General features: G+C 56.4%; 6 protein-coding genes. 1 reads left to right on the top strand and 5 read right to left on the bottom strand.

Annotation, left to right across the window (positions count from 1 at the left end; translation table 11 throughout):
• Positions 1 to 235 precede the first annotated feature (235 nt).
• Genes ACFSUD_RS19125 through ACFSUD_RS19105 form a run of 5 tightly spaced genes read right to left on the bottom strand, consistent with a single transcriptional unit; the run spans position 236 to position 6,267 of the window.
• Entirely contained in the window at positions 236 to 1,807 is a 1,572-nt protein-coding gene (locus ACFSUD_RS19125; protein ID WP_386376098.1) for an AMP-binding protein, read from the bottom strand.
• The gene (gene sauS, locus ACFSUD_RS19120) at positions 1,804 to 3,234 is read right to left on the bottom strand and encodes an acylating sulfoacetaldehyde dehydrogenase (RefSeq protein ID WP_386376097.1); all 1,431 of its coding nucleotides are present in this window, start codon (positions 3,232 to 3,234) and stop codon (positions 1,804 to 1,806) included. The genes ACFSUD_RS19125 and sauS overlap by 4 nt, the downstream gene beginning before the upstream one ends.
• Positions 3,235 to 3,279: 45 nt before the next feature.
• Complete coding sequence (locus tag ACFSUD_RS19115; protein WP_386376096.1) at positions 3,280 to 4,254, bottom strand: Bug family tripartite tricarboxylate transporter substrate binding protein; 975 nt, start codon at positions 4,252 to 4,254, stop codon at positions 3,280 to 3,282.
• 34 nt (positions 4,255 to 4,288) lie between these two features.
• Positions 4,289 to 4,750 (bottom strand): tripartite tricarboxylate transporter TctB family protein, encoded by a 462-nt coding sequence (locus ACFSUD_RS19110; RefSeq protein ID WP_386376095.1) that lies wholly within the window; start codon positions 4,748 to 4,750, stop codon positions 4,289 to 4,291.
• Positions 4,747 to 6,267: a tripartite tricarboxylate transporter permease gene (locus tag ACFSUD_RS19105; RefSeq protein ID WP_386376094.1), complete on the bottom strand. Its 1,521-nt coding sequence runs from the start codon at positions 6,265 to 6,267 to the stop codon at positions 4,747 to 4,749. Before ACFSUD_RS19105 ends, ACFSUD_RS19110 begins: the two co-directional genes overlap by 4 nt.
• Before the next feature lie 143 nt (positions 6,268 to 6,410).
• On the opposite strand from ACFSUD_RS19105, the gene ACFSUD_RS19100 reads away from it, so the two are divergent.
• Positions 6,411 to 7,439, top strand: coding sequence for a substrate-binding domain-containing protein (locus tag ACFSUD_RS19100; protein WP_386376093.1), 1,029 nt, complete (start codon positions 6,411 to 6,413; stop codon positions 7,437 to 7,439).
• The last annotated feature ends 260 nt before the right edge of the window (positions 7,440 to 7,699 follow it).

The raw sequence follows: 7,699 nt of genomic DNA, 5'->3' as shown, positions 1-7,699 counted from the left end.
GAACCGATAATGCCGAAAGCATTGTCGATACCATGCATCTGCAAGACCTTAACAAAGGCTTCTTCGGTGGTCATCTTTATAGGGGTTTCCTCTCAAAGTGATCGGGGCGTCGTTGGCTTGAGAAGGGACAAGCTGATAGCAACCCCCATCGTCAGACCCGATAAGTTGGTCGAGCTCGAAAGATCCAGAACGTTCTACCCGAGCGTTCCATGAGGAGGGAATTCGGATGACATCCTCACTTGGCTTGGGGATAAATTTCACGCTGATGAAGTGCATCGAACATGTCGCTCAGCTTCTTGCGCTGGATTTTTCCGGATGGACCTTTCGGCAGATCATCGAGGATATGAATACGGTCGGGTGATTTGAATGCACCGACCCTGTCTTTACAGACTGCGATTAGCTCCTGTTCGCATAGCAAGGATCCGGCCGCGAGCTTCACGGCAGCCTCGACGCGCTGACCATAATTGGAGCAGGGGCAGGCGAAAGCGGCGGCTTCAATGATGTCAGGGTGGGTATAGAGCGCCTCGTCGATTTCTCGCGGAGCAATGTTCTCTCCACCCTTGATGATGAGTTCCTTCAGTCGCCCAGTAATAAACACATAGCCTTGCGGGTCCATCCGGCCCAGATCGCCGGTCCGTAGCCAGCCTTCAAGGGTTATGGACTCACGGGTGGCTATCTCGTTCTTAAGATAGTGCTTCATAACGTTCGGCCCGCGGACCAAAACCTCGCCTTCTTCGCCGCGCTCGACCTCCCTCTGTGCGGTGTCCGCAATAATCACCTCGTTTCCGAACGCGATACCTGGAGAGCCGATTTTCCGCTGCGCTGGCGGCAAGGGGTTGGAGAGAATTTGCGCTGCAGTTTCTGTCAGCCCCATGGTTTCAATGATGGGCACCCCGAAACGTTTCTCAAACGCCCGCTGAACTTCGGGAGCGAGAGGGGCCGAGGCCGAGCGCCCAAACCTCAGCTTGTCCGATATCTCGTCGTCCTCAGCGGGCTCCGCATGAAGCAAGTAGGATATTTGCGTAGGCACAACCGAGAACCATGAGCAATTGTTGTGCCTAATGATCGGCCAGAACGTCGAGACCGAGAACTTTTCGGGCATCACAACGCTTCCGCCCGACGAGAGTGGTGCCATAACCGTGACGATGAGCCCGTTGATATGGTAAAGCGGCAGTACGCACATGGCACGGTCGTCATTTTGCAAATTATGCGCGAGCGCCGTGGCGCTCCCGCCAGCTAGAAGATTGGCCTGCGTCAGAACCACGCCCTTGGGCCGCCCCGTGGTGCCGGAAGTATACATCAACAACGCATCGTCCTGCAGGTTAGGAGCCCCACCGGTTTCGGGCGCGCCCCCTTCTAGTTCAAAGAGAGTGGAGGTCAGCATTTTCACTGGAACTGCGAGGCCAACTGCCGCCTGCGCATCGGCGACAGTTGCCGCAGTCGCCTCCTGCGCGATGATGAGCTTGGCCTCCGAGTGTTCGAGGACGTAGCCGATGACATCCCTTCCAGCGACGAGGTTGATGGAGGTGGCGCACCATCCGCCATAGAAGAGCCCGAGGATAGCCAGCGCGGATTGAGGTCCGTTTGTCAGCGCGAAGGCGATCGCGTCTTCCGGGCGGTATCCTTCAGCGGCAAGATGGCGAGCGAATGCCCTCACCTTCTTAGCCAGCTCGCCATAGCTAAAGGTATCGCCGTTATTCGGGTCGATCAAGAAGGGCGCGTCTGGCGCTTCCTGGGCACGAAGGTCGATGATGTCCTTCACAGTGCGGCCTTCAATTGACAACAAGTCGATAGCGGGAACGTTCATTTTCCAACAAGCTCCCAATATGCGCCTAAAACATCTTCGACCGTCGGCTCTGACACCGGGATCGGACGCACAATCTTAGTCAAGTTCATAAAGTGGCTGTAGTTGAGGTTCTCATCAATAGAGTTGCCACCCCAGCTTCCACAGCCCATCGACAGCGAAAAGGGCATGCCATTCTCGAAAGAACCACCGGTTGCGAAGCAATGCGGCTGGTTGACGATAACCCGGCAAGTGGGCAGAGATTTCCCCAAACCGATAGCACGATCGTCGCGCAAGGTATGAATGCCGATGGAATGCCCGGCGCCCTGATGGTGCAGTAGCCGGGTTGCGACAGATACTGCATCGTCATAGTCACGCGCACGGTAAATCGTCGTAACAAGTGACAGTTTTTCGCCGGATTCCGGATGGTCCGGCCCGATCTCTTTGCCGGGGATCATCAAGAACCGGGCATTATCGGCATCTTCTACAGAGAGACCGGCCTCGGATATCACCTCGCCAATGTCCCGTGCGATGATCTTGCGGTTAAGTCCACCGTTCTGAAACAGGGCCAATTTCAACTTTTTGGCTTGGACATCGTCGAGAAGCCGACCGCCTGCATCGTGGAGCGCTTGAACCATAGCGTCATGAACTTCATCCACGATCACCAGCGCATTTTCTGACGAGCAAGAGGTTGCGTTGTCGAAGGTTTTTGAGGCGGTGATTTTCGCCGCAGCAGCCTTCAGTTCTGCCGTTTCATCAACAATCACTGAGACGTTGCCCGCTCCGACCCCGACTGCGGGCGTGCCCGAGGAATAGGCACGGCGGACATTGTCCTGGCTGCCGGTGACGACCAACAGGTCGGAAGTTTCCATCAACCGTTGTGTTTTGACTTTGGAAGCGGGAGCAGGGAGCATCTGCACCAGATCATGCGGCAGACCCATCTTGTCGAATTCGGCGTGAATATATCCGATCAGCTTCTCGCAGACCCGGACCCCTTTCGGGGAAGGCGCAAGAATGATGGCATTGCCGCACTTGAGCGCGTTGACAGCGTTGTTGACTGGTGTGGCCACCGGATTGGTCGAGGGTACTATGGCTGCAATGACGCCGATGGGGCGGGCGATAACCGTAAGCCCGCGGTCCGGTTCCTCCCGCACCACGCCATGCGTCGGGACTGGCTTGATGTCGCGCAGCAAACCGAGCGTCTTGCGGTGGTTTTTAAGGATTTTGTCAGCCACATTGCCGAGCCCAGTCGTCTCCACCGCCATCTGGGCGAGTTCCCGGTTGCGCCCAGGCTCCATCAGCGCCCATGCCGCAGCCATTGCGGCATTGTCGTAACGCGCCTGATCGGCGCCGCTCTCGAATTCAGCCTGCGCGGCCCGCGCACGGGCCACCAGCGTGTCCACGAGAGCTTCTTCTTCGGAGGGAGCGTCAGTTTCCCGTGCCTGAGCCATATCGTATTCCTTCTTTGTTGTTAGTGTGGTGGCGTGTTGCGAATTTCACAGACCATCAAGAACCTTGGCGAGTTCGGCTTTTGAGATTTCCCACATCTTGCGAACCTCGTCGGAGCCCATGACCCGCACTCCTGCACCACCTGCCTTCAGTTGCTCGGTGGTGCGTGGATCGTTGAACATCTCGGTCACCTTCGCGGCCAAGACCTCAATGACTTCGGGTGGAGTACCTTTCGGTGCCATTAGACCGCGAAAATTCACCGATGTGTCATCAACGTCGATGCCGCGTTCCATAAGCGTAGGCACATCAGGCAGGAACTCGGTACTACGTTCCAGGTCCGCCACAGCTAGCACCTTGACGTCACCTGATTTCATCGCCCGGTAGGCATCAGAAAGGTTGTTGATGCCCGCCACAACAGTACCCGCCATCACCGCCGTCATCGCTGCCGAACCGCCGCCCTGCGTTGGGATATAGGCCAGCTTGATACCCGCCGCTTGCTCCAGCTGCAGCAAGGCGATGTGGTGGCCTACAAACAACCCCGCGCCCGATACGGTCACCTTGCCGGGATTCTCTGTCGCGAAAGAGACGAGATCCTCGATCGTGTTGAACTCGCTGTCCTTACCGACAATGACCACAGCCGGGTCTGCGCCCCAATTGGCGATGGGTTCGAAACTATCGATGTCGAACTGCACGCCGCCTTCCACAGCCTGCGCCGCGAAATGCGGCATGTTATAGGCGGCAAGGGTGTAGCCATCGGCTTCGGCCTGTCGGACAAACCAGTTCCAGCCGACGCGCCCCCCCGCACCCGGTTTATTGATGATGACTATTGGTTGGCCCAGATATTGCTCCTCGCTAGCGGCCATAGTTACGACGCGCGCCTGAAAATCAGTCGCGCCACCGGCACCGTACGAGACCATCACGGACACGGGGCGGTCCGGATATTTCTCGGCTTGCGCGCCCTGCACCGGCATCGCCAACAACGCCGCCATTGAAAAGATCATCAGTTTTATTCTGCTAGGCATCGGATTTTTCCTCCCTTAGGTGTTTTGTGTTTTCTTAGAAAAACAGTCCGCTTGGCGTCTGCACCTGCAATACCCGGTCGAAGAGGCCATAGATTACAGCGATGAAGCAGGTCGTTACGGCGATGCGCTTCAAAAACGCCTGGCCATTGCGCAGCGGTACCGGATCGTAAATCGTATAAAGCGCCAGAAACGCTATGAACGATGCGGCGTAGAAACCGAGCCATGTCAGGACCAGAAATACCAGAAGTCCGATGACAGTCAGTCCTGGTGCGATATTGAGGAACGCCCCCATTGGGATACCGCCACCGACCTTCGCCAATCCCATCGCGGCGCGCATGAAGTTCCAAAACGCCAGCACAAACATGACAACCGATATGATGCGTGGAAAGAGGAAGGCGGCAGCCGGCTCCTGCGTAAAGCTTAGGACGATCACCACTGCAGCAAGCGCAAGTACGACAGAAGCTGGGATCAGGTGTTGGATGCGACGCGAATTCATGGCGCCACCTCCAGGGGTTCATCTGCGCCTGCCGAATCCAGCTGCAGCATGTTTGTCCAGAAGCTATATCCGATGGACGCTGCGATCAGGACGATCAGAATGATATTCAACGTCCCTATGAAGAAGTAGGGAAGAACTCCGTCACCCGCCGTGGCGATCATCGAGCCCTGTACGAAGTTGGCTTCGGCGATGGGCCCCAAGATCAGGCCCAATACAAGGGGTGCCGCCGAAAAACCAAACTTCTCGAAGAAGAACATGCCGACCCCGAGAACCAGCATCACGTAAACATCATCCATTGACTGCTGGACAGAATAGGAGCCGAAGATCGCTAGCACAACGACAGCAGCGGCCATAACCGGCTGCGGCGCGCGTGCAATTTTCGCGGCCCAACCGGCAATCATGATCCCGAAAGTCACCATCATGATCTGTCCGATGAGCATGGAATTGATAAATGTCCATGCCACGTCGGGGTGGTTGTCAAAGAGATCGCTTCCCGGAAATATGCCGTGGATCAAGAGCCCTCCGAGCAGCACCGCCGCCGTCGGGCTTCCAGGGATGGAGAGCGTTAGCAGGGGCACCAACGACGGGCCGACCATGGCGTTGTTGGCGGCTTCGGCAGCGATCACTCCTTCGGGATGGCCGCGGCCAAATTTGCGCCGGTGGGGCGAGAATTTCTTCGTCTGGTCATAGGCAACCAGCCCCGCGATTTGCCCGCCCACGCCCGGAATTAGGCCTACGAATGAACCGATTGCGGTGCCAATACTTAGCGCGCGACAGCTGCGGCCAAGTTCTTTAACGGAATCCATGATCGAATGCTTGGGTACATCAATCGAGATGATCTGGGCCTTGTTCTGGCCCTTGGCAAACATATCGAGCACCTGCGGAATGGCGAATAGGCCAAGCAGTGCGGCAATGAAATTGATGCCCCCGGTCAGGGAATCGGTGAAGATGAACCTTTGTGCCCCTTGGATATCGTCATAGCCGATCATCGAGAGCCACAGTCCGATGCAGCCCGACAGCAGCCCTTTTACAAAAGATTTTGAATCGAGCGAGCCGATGACGGTGACCCCGAGAATCGCCAACCAGAAGAGATGCGAGGGCCCGAACGCCAGTGCCCATTTCGACAGAAGCGGCGTGAGAAAGATAAGCAGCAGCACTCCGAGCACTCCGCCTACACCAGAAGAGAGGAATGAAAGATGGAGTGCTCGTGCGCCCTCCCCCTTTTTGGCCATCTCGTAGCCATCGAGCGAGGTCGCAATATTGGCCGGTGCCCCAGGTATTCTGAGCAGGATCGCACTCACCGCGCCGCCTGCCACTGTCGAGGTATAAGCTGCCCCCAGTAGGATCAGCCCGTGCGTTGGTGTCATTTGGAACGTGAATGGGATGAGCAAGGCCACGGCCATAGTGGGCGACAGTCCCGGCGTCGCGCCGAGAATGAGGCCGCCAATTGTTCCGCCTAACAGGAGCAGAAATGACATCGGCTCAAAGACGTTGCCGAAATAGGTTAAAAATTCCATGGTTGAGAGATCCCCGTCATTTGGCGTGGCCGTTTATTGGACGTGGGAACAGGCCGCAGATCGACCGATTTCACATCATAGGACCTAGGGTTAGTTTATGAAAATTAACTTGCAACCTTTTTCATTGGGAGCATTGTGTCATCATGGCAAGAACACGTTCCAGAAAGGGCGCACCCGGAATAGTTGAGGTCGCAGCGCGCGCGAAGGTCTCGATTGCAACGGTTTCGCGCGCCTTCAACTCCCCCGATTTAGTCGGATCAGAAACCCGCAAACGTATTGAAAGTGCGGCGAAAGAGCTTGGATACCAGCAGGACCTGACCTCAGGCACGCTCGGGCCTGGGTTTTCCGGCACCATCGGGATGATCGTGCCGACGGTCGACAACGCGATATTTTCGGAAATGGTCGAGTCTTTCTCTCGCCGTCTAAACGAACATGGTCGCACAATGCTGATCGCGACGCATGGTTACGATCTCGCGCTTGAGATTCCCATCTTGCGCGCGCTCATCAGACGGAAGATCGACGGAGTGGTACTGGTGGGGTTCGATCACTTCGATACGTCTATCGCCATGTTGTTAGATCGCGCAATCCCGACCCTCACGATCTGGAACTACGATGAAGACGCTAGTGTATCCTGCATCGGTGCCGACAATCGGAAAGTTGGCTCCTGCGCGATGGGTCATCTCTTGAAACTTGGTCATCGTGATATTGCCATGCTGTTTCCGGATACCGGATCAAATGACAGGGCACGTCACAGGTTCACTGGTGCGCTGGAGGAAGCTTCAGCAAATGGTGTGAACATTCCCTCCCACAGGATCATCCCCTGCCCTTATGACATCGGAGCTGCGAAGGAGGCGGCTATCGAGATGCTAAGGGATAACCCGCCGAGCGCGGTGCTATGTGGCAATGACGTGATCGCTCAAGGCGTGATTTATGCTTGCCTCGCTTCGGGCCACGCCGTACCAGATGACCTCTCAGTGATGGGGATCGGAGATTTTGCCGGATCCGCCCATATCGAGCCAGGCCTCACGACAATCCGCATTCCTGCACGCAGCATCGGCGCAATGGCGGCTGACGCTATCGTCAAGGCAAGCCGTGCCGGTTTCGACCCTGAACCTGTGGCTACTGAGGTGGATTTCACCTTAACGATCCGTAGGTCGACGAGAGATTTCTGATCGTGCGAGCGTACTCCGATGAGCGTCAAAATGGTGCTGTCAGACCAATTTGAGTTCATCTCTGCAAGGACAGTGAGGCTGCTATGTCAGCCAGATGCTTTCTGCGATCTTTTATAAAAGGGGAGGCTTGGCCGCTGCAGCAAAGCTTTTGGCTAGGGTCAGGACCCATTGATTTCCTGTTAAGTGAGGTGGCTCGGTTTGTCTGAACAGCTTCGAGCCGTTTCCTAAGTGGATTTCCCGCTCGGTTATGCCGCGACCGG

The organism is Sulfitobacter aestuarii (assembly GCF_042685005.1).
In the GTDB taxonomy this organism is placed as follows: domain Bacteria; phylum Pseudomonadota; class Alphaproteobacteria; order Rhodobacterales; family Rhodobacteraceae; genus Sulfitobacter; species Sulfitobacter aestuarii.
This window is presented reverse-complemented; position numbering and strand designations above follow the sequence as displayed.

Excerpts from the sequence above, each read along its gene's own strand:
- sauS (WP_386376097.1), bottom strand. The coding sequence starts at position 3,234 with ATGGCTCAGGCACGGGAAACTGACGCTCCCTCCGAAGAAGAAGCTCTC.
- ACFSUD_RS19125 (WP_386376098.1), bottom strand. The coding sequence starts at position 1,807 with ATGAACGTTCCCGCTATCGACTTGTTGTCAATTGAAGGCCGCACTGTG.
- ACFSUD_RS19110 (WP_386376095.1), bottom strand. The coding sequence starts at position 4,750 with ATGAATTCGCGTCGCATCCAACACCTGATCCCAGCTTCTGTCGTACTT.
- ACFSUD_RS19100 (WP_386376093.1), top strand. The coding sequence starts at position 6,411 with ATGGCAAGAACACGTTCCAGAAAGGGCGCACCCGGAATAGTTGAGGTC.
- ACFSUD_RS19105 (WP_386376094.1), bottom strand. The coding sequence starts at position 6,267 with ATGGAATTTTTAACCTATTTCGGCAACGTCTTTGAGCCGATGTCATTT.
- ACFSUD_RS19115 (WP_386376096.1), bottom strand. The coding sequence starts at position 4,254 with ATGCCTAGCAGAATAAAACTGATGATCTTTTCAATGGCGGCGTTGTTG.